Origin of the sequence: Microvirga zambiensis WSM3693 (genome assembly GCF_016735695.1) — a bacterium.
GTDB lineage: Bacteria > Pseudomonadota > Alphaproteobacteria > Rhizobiales > Beijerinckiaceae > Microvirga > Microvirga zambiensis.
Window position 1 is genome coordinate 1 of record NZ_JAERQD010000045.1, and the last position, 15,031, is coordinate 15,031.

The 15,031-nt window shown below is 61.7% G+C and carries 12 protein-coding genes; 4 read left to right on the top strand and 8 right to left on the bottom strand.

Going from position 1 to position 15,031, the window contains the following annotated elements; genetic code table 11:
- Nucleotides 1-630: 630 nt before the first annotated feature.
- Together JKL46_RS25435 and JKL46_RS25440 are read left to right on the top strand one after the other, a co-directional pair.
- Nucleotides 631-918, top strand: a complete 288-nt coding sequence (locus JKL46_RS25435) for a hypothetical protein (protein ID WP_201838590.1) — start codon at nt 631-633, stop codon at nt 916-918.
- Between the two features lie 215 nt (nt 919-1,133).
- Nucleotides 1,134-1,427 carry a GIY-YIG nuclease family protein gene (locus JKL46_RS25440; protein WP_246529526.1) on the top strand — a complete coding sequence of 98 codons (294 nt, stop codon included), beginning with the start codon at nt 1,134-1,136 and terminating at the stop codon, nt 1,425-1,427.
- Nucleotides 1,428-1,791: 364 nt separating this feature from the next.
- On the opposite strand, the gene JKL46_RS25445 is transcribed toward JKL46_RS25440, so the two are convergent.
- Together JKL46_RS25445 and JKL46_RS25450 are read right to left on the bottom strand one after the other, a co-directional pair.
- On the bottom strand, nt 1,792-3,771 hold the full coding sequence (locus tag JKL46_RS25445) for a sensor histidine kinase (protein WP_201838591.1): 1,980 nt from the start codon (nt 3,769-3,771) through the stop codon (nt 1,792-1,794).
- Nucleotides 3,772-3,943: 172 nt separating this feature from the next.
- A complete protein-coding gene (locus JKL46_RS25450; protein ID WP_201838593.1) occupies nt 3,944-7,651 on the bottom strand; it encodes a vitamin B12-dependent ribonucleotide reductase in 3,708 nt (1,235 codons plus the stop codon).
- Between the two features lie 677 nt (nt 7,652-8,328).
- Here JKL46_RS25450 and JKL46_RS25455 point away from each other — a divergent pair.
- A complete protein-coding gene (locus JKL46_RS25455) occupies nt 8,329-8,742 on the top strand; it encodes an NADH:ubiquinone oxidoreductase subunit NDUFA12 (RefSeq protein WP_201838594.1) in 414 nt (137 codons plus the stop codon).
- Between the two features lie 399 nt (nt 8,743-9,141).
- Here JKL46_RS25455 and JKL46_RS25460 read toward each other — a convergent pair whose 3' ends face one another.
- The 3 genes from JKL46_RS25460 to JKL46_RS25470 form a co-directional block, all read right to left on the bottom strand.
- The gene (locus JKL46_RS25460; RefSeq protein ID WP_201838595.1) at nt 9,142-9,912 is read right to left on the bottom strand and encodes an aldo/keto reductase; all 771 of its coding nucleotides are present in this window, start codon (nt 9,910-9,912) and stop codon (nt 9,142-9,144) included.
- 5 nt (nt 9,913-9,917) lie between these two features.
- On the bottom strand, nt 9,918-10,541 hold the full coding sequence (locus tag JKL46_RS25465) for an LbetaH domain-containing protein (RefSeq protein WP_201838596.1): 624 nt from the start codon (nt 10,539-10,541) through the stop codon (nt 9,918-9,920).
- 106 nt (nt 10,542-10,647) lie between these two features.
- Nucleotides 10,648-11,649, bottom strand: a complete 1,002-nt coding sequence (locus JKL46_RS25470) for an SDR family oxidoreductase (protein ID WP_246529528.1) — start codon at nt 11,647-11,649, stop codon at nt 10,648-10,650.
- Nucleotides 11,650-11,878: 229 nt separating this feature from the next.
- On the opposite strand from JKL46_RS25470, the gene JKL46_RS25475 reads away from it, so the two are divergent.
- Nucleotides 11,879-12,478 carry a DUF2155 domain-containing protein gene (locus JKL46_RS25475; RefSeq protein WP_201838633.1) on the top strand — a complete coding sequence of 200 codons (600 nt, stop codon included), beginning with the start codon at nt 11,879-11,881 and terminating at the stop codon, nt 12,476-12,478.
- An 11-nt stretch (nt 12,479-12,489) separates the two neighbouring features.
- Here JKL46_RS25475 and aat read toward each other — a convergent pair whose 3' ends face one another.
- The 3 genes from aat to accB are packed head-to-tail and all read right to left on the bottom strand — an operon-like array spanning nt 12,490 to nt 15,006.
- Entirely contained in the window at nt 12,490-13,152 is a 663-nt protein-coding gene (aat, locus tag JKL46_RS25480) for a leucyl/phenylalanyl-tRNA--protein transferase (protein ID WP_201838597.1), read from the bottom strand.
- A 22-nt stretch (nt 13,153-13,174) separates the two neighbouring features.
- Entirely contained in the window at nt 13,175-14,530 is a 1,356-nt protein-coding gene (accC, locus tag JKL46_RS25485) for an acetyl-CoA carboxylase biotin carboxylase subunit (RefSeq protein WP_201838598.1), read from the bottom strand.
- Between the two features lie 8 nt (nt 14,531-14,538).
- Nucleotides 14,539-15,006 carry an acetyl-CoA carboxylase biotin carboxyl carrier protein gene (accB, locus tag JKL46_RS25490; RefSeq protein ID WP_201838599.1) on the bottom strand — a complete coding sequence of 156 codons (468 nt, stop codon included), beginning with the start codon at nt 15,004-15,006 and terminating at the stop codon, nt 14,539-14,541.
- Nucleotides 15,007-15,031 lie beyond the last annotated feature (25 nt).

Consider the following 15,031-nt stretch of genomic DNA (forward strand, 5'->3'; position numbering starts at 1 on the left):
GTCTTGAGGCAACGATATAGCCGAGGTTGGGAATGATGTCAAGAACAAAGTGAGAACATAACATCACGCTCTCACTGGCCATGCCCACCCCCGCGCCGTCATGGCCGCACTTGGTGCGGCCACCCACGTCTTCGAGAACCGCCGCGTCGCAAAGACGTGGGTGCCCGGGACAAGCCCGGGCATGACGGCGCGGGTGTCATTCCCGGTCCGAGCGTGGCGAGCGGGGCGCCTTTGGGATCGAGATCACCGGCACTGATCCCCGGGACAAGCCCGGGCATGACGGCGGAGGGTATCATGACGGCAGAGGATGGGAATGACGTGGGAATGTGGGATGAAACGGAGGGCGGCCATGACGCTTGGGGAGCGTGCCGGCGGGGCCATTGACCCCGCACCGCCGTCTCGTGTTATCTCGTTTCCGGAGCCGGGCGCACCCGGTTCCGGGGCGTGAGAACCCCGTCAGGGCGGCGCAAGCATCCGCCGCAACGATGCCTTCCCAGCCTTACGGCCGGGGAGGCGCTGTCGCATGTCCAGGGCGAAAGCCTAAAGGGCAGCGCGGTCGTCCCTGACGGCTTCTCAACTCCCCGGCCACCAGCCCTGCTGGTGGTCGCTTCACTCGAGGGAGTTGCTGCGATGGACCAGCCCTACAGCGCATGGGCCGATTGGCTCTCGAAGTTCCACACTTGGCCCGAATCCATCCAGGCCCTCTGGCTCCTCGCCGTGCCGGCGACCCTGCTCGGCATGACATGGCTCGTGATGCGCGGCCTCGCCGAGATCGTCCGTCTCGCCCGCGGCGACCGCATCCGCCCGACGATCCGCCGGCCCGGCCCCACGCCCGAGGCGACCGATCGCGAGAACCCGCCGGAGCCGACTGGACGCGGGGCGGTGGTGCAGGGAGTGTTCGGGTGGAGGAATGAGTGAGGGCGTGCCCACACCCGCCACCGTCATGGCCGGACTTGATCCGGCCACCCATGTCTGAAATCGCGCGCAGAACAAGACGTCGATACCACCCCGTCATGCCCGGACTTGATCCGGGCACCCACGTCTTAAACCGCCGTGCAGAAAAAGACGTGGATACCCGGCACGAGGCCGGGCATGACGGTTGAGGAATTAATGCAACTTCGTATCATTTTCCGATGGAAAAGGGCGGCTGGGTCTACCTCATGACCAACCGGCGCAACGGCACGCTTTATCTCGGCGTGACGAGCAACCTCGCCCGCCGCGCCTTCGAGCACCGCGAGGGCCTCATTCCCGGCTTCACAAGGCAATACGGCCTCAAGCGCCTCGTCTGGTACGAGCATTTTTGCGACATCCGCGACGCGATCCAGCGCGAAAAGACCATGAAGCACTGGCCCCGCGCCTGGAAGGTGCGCCTCATCCACGGCATGAACCCGGATTGGGACGATCTCTACGAGGTGCTGAACGCTTAAGCGCGCCCGTGCCCCGCATCACCCCAGGACCGGCCGCCGCCGCAGCCGCCCTCACGCCCACGCCTCGACGCCCACAACGTCATGCCCATCCCCGGACTTGATCCAAGGATCATCCCGGCATCCCCGTTCCGGCTCCCCGGATAGGCCCAAGCCCTCCACCATCCCCACCATCCTCCGCCGTCATGCCCGCACTCGTTGCGGGCACCCACGTCTTAGGGGCGGGGAGGTTTTGAAGGCGTGGGTGGCCGGGAGGGGCGCGGCCATGACGGCGGGGAAGTTAGGCAATCGATCCGCCACCGCTCCACGCCTTGGGCAATCCTGGCAAGATGTTGGATGTAAGGCAGAACCTGAGTATATAAAATTGCTACTCGCCTAGTAGTACAGAGAAGAAAGCTTGATTTCGCTTTTTCGCGTTCTCGACTAAGGTGTCGTAACCGAATGCTTGAATAAATATCTGCTCATTGTCGCGATATCTGAAGAATATTTTGGGGTTCCAGTCATTCTTGAAGTCGTGTCTTTGAAAAACCTTAACTAAACTCGGCGTGTGGTCAGCCACAATAAATGCAAAACGCCTGATCACGCCCGCAAATGAAAAGTGTGTCCCATCGGTCTTTGAGATCCCGCCCTTAGCTACTGCTTGATCGAGCGTATCAATTACTTGAAGGACCGGATCGCTTTTGGAGTTTCCAAAGGCGTAATCGTCTCTACTCGGCTTTTTGAATTCGACGATTGTGATTGTTGTCCCGTCGTTGTCTCCGAGCACCATGCTATCGTCAAAGAACGCGATGTCAGTGATTTTATCTCCCTTCTTTCGGCCGCCTCCATGCATAGTCCTATCGCTTGATATATAAGGCAAAAAGGCTAAAGCATCGTCAATAAGCCAGAGATTGTGCTCGAAATAATCTAGAGACTTATTGTCAGTAAATCGTCTAAATACTAATTCATGGATAACATCTTCTGGCGCTCTCTTGGTGTCTTCCTTAAATTTACGTGCTGCCTCAACAAGTTCAATTACGCTCTTCCGATGCAATACATACTCGGCAAGTGCATCCTTTTTGTTCGCATCAAGCTTGCTCACGAGTTCCTGAATGCGGTTTTGATAGTCTACTGGATTATTTGCGGCTTTAGTAATTGCTCTAGTGAGATCACTCGACGCTCTGAAGCGCTCAATAGCCAAGTCCGATATAAATTCTTCTGCTGACCAGTTGTTTGGCTTAGAGGCGACATACTCGCCTACGGATCTCCCTTTGAGACCGATCCTCAGGATTGGATTCTCACGGAGTGCTTCACCAAGGCTATAAGTTTGATCCCGCTTTATCTTGTCGATTTGCGAGTTCTCATTAACTTGGATGACATCGCTGATCTTTGTAACTATTTTCTCAATTGTTTTAATTGGGATGTTTAGACCTGTGCGTGCATCATTTAATCGTGTCTCAAAGGCAGGACTGCGTACTACTGCCAGCACTATATATCGCTTGTCTGCCTCATCAACGAAGTGCGGCTGGCCTAATTTGTTTGTTAAATCGCGAGGAGCACCTACAATTCGATCTGCTGCGGAGAACAGCAGGCAATGGTTTTTAAAAGTACGTGTCTTTGGGATTTTTGTGATCGAGTAATGAAGCGTCTCAGTGCTACCGTCAACTTCGCAATCAATTTGCCCTGAATCTGACTGCACAAACACTGAATTGAAGTGAGAAGTAATATCTTCCGGAGCTGCGTCATCAAATTGAATAGTGATACTTGGGAGCCAACGGTACAAAAAGTATGGCAAAAAGTGACTGCCGATGGCGTCAGCTACGTCTTCCACATTTAAGCTTCTGATTAGATCATGCCAAGGCGTGAGTGGCTGATCATGCTCAACGCGAACACCTGTAAATTCGAAATCTATATTATCATTTAAGTACGCGAATTCTTTTTCTTGGGATATGTCAAACCGAAATGACCTCGATTTGTATTCAGTAAAGAATGCATATTGGCTCCAATAAACAGTTCGTGCAAAAACCTTAAATGCGATAAATCGGCCAAATCCTCGGCCATGCTCTTTTAATTTATAGCCGGAGAAAGGAGTTTTGAAGGATTTATAGTTCTCATCATTGAGCCCAATACCATTGTCAGTGACAGTAATTTTGAACTTCGTCGGATCAGTGGGATTAGTAAAATGTATGTGGATCTTGCCTAACCGTTTAGCCTCTTGTTCGTATTGGGCCTCGATTCCATGCATTGCATTCGAGACTGCTTCAAAAGTTGGAAGCAGAAAGTCATGCAACTCAACCGCGAGATGAGTCCTGGAAAGGACCGCCTGCATATCAGGCTTTACCAATTCGTCGGTATCAAGTGTTCTCATCCGTAGGGCTACCTATAGATCGAGGCGAAACATTATTGCTGCCACTTCTGGTTGGCAACTAGAACTTTTGTTGAGCGGCGCGTTAGCTGGGCGTTCAAACCCAGTATTGTCATAAAAATGGCCGGGCGAACCCGGCCATTTTCGTTTTTCGACTAAGCGTTCTTGCTCCGTCTTACGAGCACCCCGTCGTCGATCCGCAGGTATCGCACTTCAAGCACGTCCCATTCCGAACCAGCGTGAAGTTCGCGCATTCGGGGCAGGATTCACCGACATAGCCCTTCATCTTGGCCTCGGCGCGCTTGTCGGCCATGGAGGGGGCGGGCGCGGCGAAGGCGAGTTTGGACATCTCGGCTTCGCCGACCTTCTCCTCGACCGCTGCACCGACCGGGGCGAGTTCGCCCTTCAGCGCGTTCGCACCGACGGTCACCGCCGCCGTGCGCTGAACAATGCCTCCGGCGCTGCCGGCGCCGCCCGGGATGAGCATGAGGCGGTCGACGGTGCCGCGGGTGAAGCCGCGGGAGACGATGGCCGTGGCAGGCGCGGGCTCCGGCGCCTTCGACTGGGCTTCGCCCGAGCCGATGGTGGTGGGGCCCGCTTCCGACGGGTCGACATGGGCGAGGTCGTTGCGGGCGAGATACGAGACCGCGAGTTCGCGGAACACGTAGTCGAGGATCGAGGTGGCGCTCTTGATGCGCTCGTTGCCCTGCACGAAGCCGGCCGGCTCGAAGCGCGTGAAGGTGAAGGCCTCCACGTATTCCTCGAGCGGCACGCCGTATTGCAGGCCGAGCGAGATGGCGATGGCGAAGTTGTTCATCATCGCGCGGAAGGCGGCGCCTTCCTTGTGCATGTCGATGAAGATCTCGCCGAGGCGTCCGTCGTCGTATTCGCCGGTGCGCAGGTACACCTTGTGGCCGCCGACGACGGCCTTCTGGGTGTAGCCCTTGCGGCGGTCGGGCATCTTCTCGCGGTCGCGCAGGGCCACCACGCGCTCGACGATCTTTTCGACGATCTTTTCCGACACGTGCGCCGCTTTTGCCGCCGCGGGGAGGGCGGCGACGTGCTCGGCTGCGTCCTCCGCATCCTCGTCCTCATCACTGATGAGAGCGGAGTTCAGCGGCTGCGAGAGCTTGGAGCCGTCGCGGTAGAGGGCGTTCGCCTTCAGCGCCAGCTTCCAGGACAGCATGTAGGCGTTCTTGCAATCCTCGACGGTGGCGTCGTTCGGCATGTTGATGGTCTTGGAGATCGCACCCGAGATGAAGGGCTGCGAGGCCGCCATCATGCGGATGTGGCTCTCCACCGAGAGATAGCGCTTGCCGATCTTGCCGCACGGATTGGCGCAGTCGAACACCGCGTAGTGTTCCACCTTCAGGAACGGCGCGCCTTCCAGCGTCATCGCTCCGCAGATGTGGATGTTCGCGGCCTCCACATCGGCCTTCGAGAAGCCGAGGAAGGACAACAGGTCGAAGGACGGATCGTTGAGCTTCTCCGCCGGCACTTTGAGCGTGCCGGTCAAGAAGTCCTCGCCGAGAGTCCAGCGGTTGAAGACGAACTTGATGTCGAAGGCGCTCTTCAGGCCCTTCTCCACCGCGTCGATCTTCTCGTCGGTGAAACCCTTGGAGCGGAGCGAGCCGGGGTTGATCGCAGGCGCCTGCTTCATGGAGCCGTGTCCGACCGCATAGGCCTCGATCTCGGCGATCTCGGATTCGCGGTAGCCGAGCGCGCGCAGCGCATCGGGCACGGCGCGATTGATGATCTTGAAGTAGCCGCCGCCGGCGAGCTTCTTGAACTTCACCAGCGCGAAGTCGGGCTCGATGCCGGTGGTGTCGCAATCCATCACGAGGCCGATCGTGCCGGTGGGCGCGATCACGGTGGCCTGCGCGTTGCGGTAGCCGTTGGTCTCGCCGAGCTCCAGCGCCTTGTCCCAGGCGGCCTTGGCATGGGTGACGAGGTCCGCATCGGGGCAGGAGGCGTGATCGAGCGGGACCGGGTTGACGGCGAGGCCCTCATAGCCTTCCGACACCCCATGTGCCGCGCGGCGATGGTTGCGGATCACGCGCAGCATGTGCTTCGCGTTGGCCTTGTAGTTCGGGAAGGGACCCAGCTCGCCCGCCATCTCGGCGGAGGTGGCATAGGACACGCCGGTCATGATCGCGGTGAGCGCGCCGCCGAGCGCGCGGCCAGCGTCGGAATCGTAAGGCAGGCCCATGGTCATGAGCAGACCGCCGATATTGGCGAAGCCGAGGCCGAGCGTGCGGTACTCGTAAGAGAGCTGCGCGATTTCCTTCGACGGGAACTGCGCCATCATCACCGAGATCTCGAGCACCACCGTCCACAGGCGGCAGGCATGCTCGAACGACTCGGCATCGAACTTGTGGTTCTGGCGGTCGAAGAACTGCAGCAGGTTGGCGGAGGCGAGATTGCACGCCGTGTCGTCGAGGAACATGTATTCCGAGCAGGGATTCGAGGCCCGGATGCGTCCGCCGGCGGGGCTGGTGTGCCAGTCGTTCATGGTGGTGTTGAAGTGCAGGCCCGGATCGGCCGAGGCCCAGGCGGCGTGGCCGATCTGCTCCCACAGGTCGCGCGCCTTGAGCGTCTTCAGGACCTTGCCGTCCTTGCGCGCCTTGAGGTGCCAGTCGGCGTCGGTCTCTACCGCGCGCAAGAAGTCGTCGGTGAGCGAGACGGAGTTGTTGGAGTTCTGGCCGGAGACCGTGAGGTAGGCATCCGAATCCCAATCGGTGTCGTAGATCGGGAAGTCGATGTCGGTGTAGCCCTGGCGCGCGAACTGGATCACGCGCTTGATGTAGTTGTCCGGGATCATGACCCGGCGCGCCATCTTGATCTCTTTCTTCAGAGCCGGGTTCTTCTCCGGATCGAAGCAGGCGTCACCCTCGGCCTCGCAGTTCACGCAGGCCTTCATGATGGCCTTCAGGTGCTTGTTGCCGAGCTTGGAGCCGGTGACGAGCGCCGCGACCTTCTGCTCCTCCTTCACCTTCCAGTCGATGTAGCTTTCGATGTCCGGGTGGTCGACGTCGACCACCACCATCTTCGCCGCGCGGCGCGTGGTGCCGCCCGACTTGATCGCGCCGGCGGCGCGATCGCCGATCTTGAGGAAGGACATCAGGCCGGACGAGCGGCCGCCGCCGGAGAGCTTTTCGCCCTCGCCGCGCAGCTTCGAGAAGTTGGAGCCGGTGCCGGAGCCGTACTTGAACAGGCGCGCCTCGCGCACCCAGAGGTCCATGATGCCGCCCTCGTTCACCAGGTCGTCCTCGACGCCCTGGATGAAGCAGGCATGCGGCTGCGGATGCTCGTAGGCGGACTTCGACTTGGTCAGCTTGCCGGTCTTGTAGTCGACATAGAAGTGGCCCTGGCCGGGGCCGTCGATGCCGTAGGCCCAGTGCAGGCCGGTGTTGAACCATTGCGGCGAGTTCGGCGCCACCATCTGGTTGGCGAGCATGAAGCGCAATTCGTCATAGAAGGCCTGGGCATCTTCCTCGGACGAGAAATAGCCGCCCTTCCAGCCCCAATAGGTCCAGCAGCCGGCGAGGCGGTCGAAAACCTGCTTGGAGGAAATCTCGGAGCCGAAGCGCTGATCCTCGGGGAGGGCGGCCAAAGCGGCCTCGTCGGGCACGGAGCGCCATAGCCAGGAGGGAACGTCGTTCTCCTCGATCTTCTTCAGGCTGGCCGGGACGCCGGCCTTGCGGAAATACTTCTGGGCCAGCACGTCGGAGGCCACCTGGCTCCAGGTCTCCGGCACCTCGATATTGTCGAGCTTGAAGACGATCGAGCCATCCGGATTGCGGATCTCGCTCGTGGCGAGCCGGAAGGCGAGGGAGGAATAAGGCGATTGGCCGGTTTTCGTATAACGCCGCTCGATCCGCATTGTCAGATTCCTAAGTGTTGAGGACAAACGTCCCCATGGCCGCGATTTGCCCCGCAGCTCATCAGCCCAAATTTATTGTTCGACGCCCCAACGATCCGTTCTTCGGATCGCCCACATGACCGCCCGAGTTTCGGCCTCCTCCAGACGCCACAGGTCGCGCGGCAATCGCGTTGCCACGGAACTATGACGCTTACTCTGGGGAGGTTCCAACCGTCCCTTTCGAGGCGGTTGCCGGTCTCTGATCGGTACCCCGGCAAGCTAGTCGTGTTGCGAGCCTTACGTCAAGAACTTGTGTCGCGGCTCATCGTTCCAACTATATATAGTGGAAGATTGTTAAGAATGTGGAAAACTGGCTAAGTAACAGAGACTCCTTTGAGAATCCGTTCCGCACTTCGATGGCGACCGAATTTCGCCGGCTTCGAGTCGCCTCGCAAAGGCCAGAGATGTTGTGCCGGCGCATCAATTCGCTAGCTTCCTGTGGAAGCCTTCGGAAGGGCTGTTAGATGCCCCAGAATGGCCTGAATGCGGGGATTTTGCCCGTCCGCCTTCCCAAAGGGCCGAATCCGAGAATCAGTGCCTCGTTTTCGCGACTCGCAAAGGCTGGACTTCGCTCCCCCTTGCCGCCATATTCCGCGCAAATTCACGAACCCTTCACGAACCCTTCCGACGGCGGCAGCATGAAAGAGTTTTTCACCCAGTTCTTCACCTGGTGGAACGGACAGACCCTCGGCACGCGCTACTTCACCTGGCGCAAGGGACAGTTCGTGGGCGAGGACGAGTTCGGCAACAAGTACTACCGCTACACCCAACCCATTCCGATCGACTCGAATGTGGGCGCCGAGCGCCGCTGGGTCGTCTACAACGGCTATGCCGACGCCTCGAAGGTGCCGCCCGGCTGGCGCGCCTGGCTGTGCCACAACGGCGACGTCGCTCCGAGCGAGGAGAGCTACACGGCGCATGCGTGGGAAAAGCCTTTCATTCCGAACCTGACCGGCACGGCGCAGGCCTATCGCCCGCAGGGCTCGGTTCTGGCCTCCGGCAAGCGCCCCTCTGCGACCGGCGACTACGTGCCCTGGACGCCGGGAGAGTAGGGCCGGCAACGGCCTTCGCCATCCATGCTGCAGAGACCCCAAGCCCGTGCCTGTATCGAATGCGGACGCCCCTATGGGCATCCTGATTTCGCATATCATGCCGGCCGCGTCGAAAATGGCCCCGCCTATTGGTCCGACCGCGGCCTCCTGTGCTGCCACACCTGCTCCACGGCCCATTTCGAGCGGCGCGTGAAGGAGGGTGATCCGATGCAGGAGCCCGCTCCGAATCCACTTGAGCGGGGGTGAGGTCTTTACCTTCGTCATGGCCGTCCCGGACTTGATCCGGGGATCAGTCCCGGCCATCCCGATTCTGTGAAGTGCGGCGCTTTTCTTCGTCGGGATCACCGGCACAGGGCCGGTGATGACGTGGTCGGAGAAGCGTTTTCCCGGTTCAATTTCTCATAGCTCCCGAAACGCCCTGACGTTCTGCGCGAGATGCGCAGCTTTTCCGGTCCCGGTGAGAATCACTGCGTTCGGAAGCTCCTGCTCGATATAGCGAAACGCCGAAGCTGCTGCCGTCTCGAAAGGCCGCCCGACAACCAGCCCGCCCATGGCGAAGGGGCGGTTGACGATCGCCGCGCAGCCGCTCGCGCGCAGGGCTGGCACCAAGGGCGACAGGCCCGTGCTCGACATGTTCAGCGGGAACTGCAGCGCGTCGTACAATCCGCTGTCGAGCGCCCGCTGGCCCGCCTCCACATCGCTGACGCTGGCACCGAAAGCGGTCACGCCGCAGCGTCTCGCATAGTCCATCGCAGCGACCACATCGGGCTGGGCGACCACGTCGCTCGTCGCCTTGTGGATCTGCATGACGTCGATGGAGCCGAGGATCTCAAGGCTTCGATCGATGCTTCGAACCAGCGCGTCGCGGCTGTGATCGACGAAGCTCGTGCCGCGCTCGAAATCCCAATGTTCCCCCATCTTCGTCATGATGGTGAGCGCCTGCCTGCGGGAAGGCGCTAGGGTCGCGAGAAAGCGGCCGAGACGCGCTTCGCTCACCGCGTAGGCCGGCGCGGTATCGATAATGGCGATGCCGAGGTCCAGAGCGATTGCCAGCAGCGCTTGCGCCTCGTCCTCGTTCGGCGGCGCGCTCTGATTGACACCCCAGACGCGGCCGATGGAGACCAGTCCAAGGCCAAGCTTGAGGCCTGGGGCGGAGAGGTTTTGCGACATGGGATTTATCCGGCTGACTTGGGGTGGAAATACGATTGAGGCCTGACGATTCCCTCGGCGAAGAGCCCGAAGGCCTGGATCACGGAACCGGTCGGGATGTCGATATTGCGCGCGACTCCTGCGCCCTTCAGCACGCCGCCGCGCGCATTCGGATCAGGATCGCGGTAGCTGTTTCCGTCGCCGAGGGTGCAGTTCTGGCAGCGGATGGGGCCGAGGATCTGCGCGCCGCGGCCGATTCGATTCGACAGCGTAAGCGAGCCGCCGCCGAGGAGGCGCGCCCCGTCTCCGATTTCGATGATCTCGCCAGGGCCGGCCTTGATGGTGAAGCCGCCTTCCTCGCCGATCTCGGCCAGCGCCCCGATCCTCACGACGCCGCCGGACGCCACGATTCTCGCGCCGGGAAAAATCTGCGTCTCGCGGCCAATGACGATGCCGCCGCCCTCTTGGGCCTGGAGGACGACATTGGGCCAAAGGGCCACGCCTTCACCGACCTGCACTTCCTGCGAGACCAGCACGGAATCAGGGAATGGCAGGAGAACTCCACGATGGGCAAGCGCCGCCGTCTCCGCATGCGACAGGAAGCCGAGGCGGCGGCGGGCCTCATCGCCCAAGGCGTGGGTTTCGCTCATGATGCTCTCATTTCATTGCCAAGGCTGGTGTTCGTGACAACAACACGATCAGCGTGGCCATTGGAAGAAACAAGAGCCTGAAAGTGGGCGGGAGCCCGGCAAAATTCTACGGCTGGCCGCTGCCTCCGCCCGCGCCATAGATCTGGCCGTTGGCGAAGCTCGCATCGCTTGCGGCGAGCTGCACGTAGATCGAGGCGAGTTCCGCAGGCTGCCCGGGACGGCCGAGCGGCGTATCCCCGCCGAATTGCTGCAGCTTTTCCTGGGTTGCGCCGCCGCTGACCTGCAGGGGGGTCCAGATCGGGCCGGGCGCGACGCCGTTGACGCGAATGCCTTTGGGACCGAGCTGTTTCGCCAGCGACTTGGTGAAGTTCATCATGGCGGCTTTGGTCATGGCGTAATCGACCAGATTCGCCGATGGATCATAGGCCTGCTCGGAGGCGGTCTGGATGATCGTCGAGCCCGGCGTCAGGTGCGGCAGGGCGGCCTTGGTCAGCCAGAACATGGCATAGATGTTGGTCTTGATCGTCGCGTCGAAATCCTCCGACGAGATGTCGAGAAGCGATTGTCTTTGCTGCTGGCGCGCGGCGTTGTTGACCAGGATGTCGAGTCCGCCGAGCTGCCGCACCGCCTCCGCCACGATGCGAGAGCACAGAGCTTCGTCGCGAATATCACCGGGAAGTGCGACTGCAATCCGACCCTCTTTCTTGATCAGGTCGATGACTTCCCGCGCATCCGGCTCCTCGTCCGGGTGATAGCTGATCGCCACATCGGCACCCTCCCGGGCATAGGCGATGGCCGCCGCCCGGCCCATGCCGGAATCGCCGCCCGTGATCAATGCCTTGCGCCCCTGCAGCCGCCCGGAGCCCTTGTAGCTCGACTCGCCATGGTCGGGGCGGGGATCCATCTTGCCGGCAAGGCCCGGCCAAGGCTGGGATTGCGAGGGGAAGGGCGGTTTGGGGTGTTTCGTCGTGGGATCGTGCTTGGCCACGCCAGCGGCTGGGGTGGAGCCGCCGCTTTGCGCCGCTGCCGAGCCCGAGGCGGCCGAGGCGAGACCGGCTGCAGCCGCCCCCATCATGCCCCGCCGTGAGATCGCGTTGTCGTTGTCCATAACCAGCCTTCCATGATCGATAGAGGCCCGTTAACTGGCAGCGGCACCCGGGAGTTCAGAAATTTCTTTGACTTTGTCGTGAATGGACGAAGGTTGAGGCAGGCCTCCGAGCCATCTTTTCCCTCTTGCCCTTTTTCCATCATGGTTCGCGTGTTATCGCGTTGCCGCAACTGCTTCCACGCCGGCCTCGGCCGGACGGATCGACTTGGACAGTATCTTGGACGGTATGATGACATTCGGATGGACGCGGGCTGCCCTGGTGCTCGCATCGGTACTCGGCAGCCTCACGGCCGCTCACGCGGACAGGATCAAGAATCCCACCGCCGTCTTTTCCGGTCTGGACAAGATCACGGGGCGGATCGTCTCGTTCGAGGTCGCCGTCGACGAGACGGTGCAGTTCGGCGCCCTGCAGATGACGCCTCGGGTCTGCTTCACCAAGCCGCCGACGGAAACGCCCAACACCACCTCCTTCATCGAGGTGGACGAGCCCGGCCCCGACGGCAAGGCCAAGCGGGTCTTTTCCGGCTGGCTCTTCGCCGCGAGCCCCGGCCTGCACGGCCTGGAGCACCCGGTCTACGATATCTGGCTCGTCGACTGCAAAGGCGGCACGGAGGTGATCGCCGAGCCCAAGGAGACGCCGGAGGAGTTGCCGCCGATCCAGCAGGAGACCGCACGCCCGGCACCGGCGACAGGGCGGCCGGGCGACATCATGGCGCCCACCGGCAACACCGCGCCGCGTCCCCCAGCGGTCGAGACCGCACCGCTGCGCCAACCCGCGCCGCAGCGTCAGCCCCGTCCGGCTGCGCCGCTCATCAATACGGATCGCTGAAGTTCGATGCTCTAGACCCCGATGGCGGCGAGCACATCCTCGCCGCTGATGACGCTGTCTCGCGGCCAGGAATCCCAATTCGCGCCATGCTCCATGGCATGGCGCAGCATCTGCTTGTAGGTGCGCCGGGGAACCTCGACCGCGCCGAACTGCGCCAGGTGCGAGGTCACGAACTGGGTGTCGAGAAGCGAGAAGCCGCCGCGGCGCAGCCTGGCGACCAGGTGCACGAGGGCGATCTTCGATGCATCGCGCTCCCTATGAAACATGCTCTCGCCGAAGAAGGCTCCGTTGAGGCGCACGCCGTAGAGCCCGCCGACCAGCCGGTCGTCCCGGTAGACCTCCACGGTGTGGCAGAAGCCTGAATCGAAGAGTTCGCCGTAGAGCTCGCGGATCCGCCGGCTGATCCAGGTCTTCTCCCGGTCGAGGCCGGGCGCGGCACAGCCCGCGATCACCCCGTCGAAATCCCGGTCGACGCGAACCTCGAACATGTCGGAGCGGATTGTGCGGGCAAGGCGCTTGGAGATGTGAAACCCGTCGAGGGGGATGATTCCCCGCTCGCGCGGCTCGACCCAGAACAACGACGGATCATCCGCATCCTCCGCCATCGGAAAAATGCCGGCCGCATAGGCTTTCAGCAGGATCTCCGGCGTGATGTCGATCTGGTCCGCCCTCATGCCGCTTAAGGTAACGCCCCCTTTAGGCTTCCTCAATGCCACCTGTCTTCAGGAAATTCTCGAGCCAGTGGATGTCGTACTGGCCGTTCTGAATGTCCGGGTTGCGCACCAGGGTGCGGAAGAGCGGGAGCGTGGTGTCGATGCCGTCGACCACGAACTCGTCGAGGGCCCGGCGCAGGCGCATGAGGCACTCGTTGCGGGTGCGGCCGTGGACGATGAGCTTGCCGACGAGGGAATCGTAATGCGGCGGGATGCGATAGCCCTGATATGCCGCGGAATCCACGCGCACGCCGAGACCGCCCGGCGGATGGAAATAGCTGATCGTGCCGGGCGAGGGGCGGAAGGTCGAGGGATGCTCGGCATTCACGCGGCACTCGATGGCATGGCCCTCGATCTTGACGTCATCCTGCGTCACCGAGAGCGGATGGCCTGCCGCCACCCGGATCTGCTCGTTCACCAGGTCGATCCCGGTGATCATCTCCGTGACCGGGTGCTCCACCTGGATGCGGGTATTCATCTCGATGAAGTAGAACTCGCCGTCCTCGTAGAGGAACTCGATGGTGCCGGCGCCGGCGTATTTCAGGTCCTGCATGGCCTTGGCCACGACGCCGCCGATGCGCTCGCGCATCTCGAGGTTGAGAGCAGGCGAGGGGCCTTCCTCCCAGACCTTCTGGTGGCGGCGCTGCAGGGAGCAGTCGCGTTCGCCGAGATGGATCGCGTTGCCCTTGCCGTCGCCGAGCACCTGGATCTCGATGTGGCGCGGCTTCTCGAGATATTTCTCGATATAGACCGCGTCATCGCCGAAGGCGGCCTTGGCCTCGGTCTTGGCGGTCTGGAGCGCGTGGACGAGATCGTCCTCGTTGCGCGCCACCTTCATGCCGCGACCGCCGCCGCCGGCGGCTGCCTTGATGATGACCGGATAGCCGATGTCCCTGGCGACCTTCTTGGCTTCGGCCTCGTCGTTGATGCCGCCCTCTGAGCCGGGCACGCAGGGAATGCCGAGGCGCTTGGCCGTGCGCTTGGCCTCGATCTTGTCGCCCATGATGCGGATATGCTCCGCCTTGGGGCCGATGAAGGCGATGCGGTGATGCTCCAGCACCTCCGCGAAACGCGCGTTCTCGGAGAGAAAGCCGTAGCCGGGATGGATCGCATCCGCGCCGGTGATCTCGCAGGCGGCGATGAGCGCCGGGATGTTGAGATAGCTGTCGCGGGCCGCCGGAGGGCCGATGCAGACGCTCTCGTCGGCGAGGCGCACATGCATGGCATCCGCATCGGCGGTGGAATGCACGGCGACGGTGGCGATGCCGAGTTCCTTCGCGGCGCGAAGAATCCGCAGGGCGATCTCGCCGCGATTGGCAATGAGGATCTTATCGAACATGTCGCGCCTTACTCGATGACGAGGAGGGGTTCGCCGTATTCAACAGGAGTTCCGTCTTCGACATAGATGGCGGTCACGGTACCGGCGCGGGGCGCCACGATCTCGTTGAAGGTCTTCATGGCCTCGACGAGCAGGACCTTGTCGCCGGCTTGGACCTTGGAGCCGACTTCGACGAAGTCTTTCGCGTCCGGTGAGGGCTTGCGGTAGGCGGTGCCGACCATCGGCGACAGAACGGCGCCCGGATGAGGCGCGCCCGGCTTCACGGCCTCGGCCGAAGCCGGAGGCGGGGCAACGACCGGGGCCGGCGCGAGGGCGGCCGGAGCCGCCATCGGAACCGTGACGGAGGCGGTGATCGTGCGCGCCACGCGGATGCGAAGGTCGCCCTTCTCCACTTCGATCTCGCTGAGACCCGTGTCGGCGATCAAGTTCGCCAATTCACGGACGAGATCGGGATCGAAAGGGTTTTCCTTGGCCATGGGGCTACCTCTATTCTCTGAGGAT